2 tRNA genes are annotated in these 221 nt (G+C 50.2%); both read left to right on the top strand.

The annotated features are described in order from the left end of the window. Positions 1–35 precede the first annotated feature (35 nt). Positions 36–109, top strand: a tRNA-Ile gene (locus GK108_RS31050). 16 nt (positions 110–125) lie between these two features. Further along, a tRNA-Ala gene (locus GK108_RS31045) sits at positions 126–199 on the top strand. The last annotated feature ends 22 nt before the right edge of the window (positions 200–221 follow it).

The raw sequence follows: 221 nt of genomic DNA, 5'->3' as shown, positions 1-221 counted from the left end.
TTGGTGCTCCTATTGATGTCAATATGCAAAGCACTGGGCTTGTAGCTCAGGTGGTTAGAGCGCTACACTGATAATGTAGAGGTCCGTGGTTCGAGTCCACGCAGGCCCACAGTAACCAAAAATAAGGGGGATTAGCTCAGCTGGCTAGAGCACCTGCTTTGCAAGCAGGGGGTCAACGGTTCGAATCCGTTATTCTCCACATGAACCACACGGGTTCATAT

It is taken from the genome of Spirosoma terrae (genome assembly GCF_010435915.1).
Lineage (GTDB): Bacteria > Bacteroidota > Bacteroidia > Cytophagales > Spirosomataceae > Spirosoma > Spirosoma terrae.
This window is presented reverse-complemented; position numbering and strand designations above follow the sequence as displayed.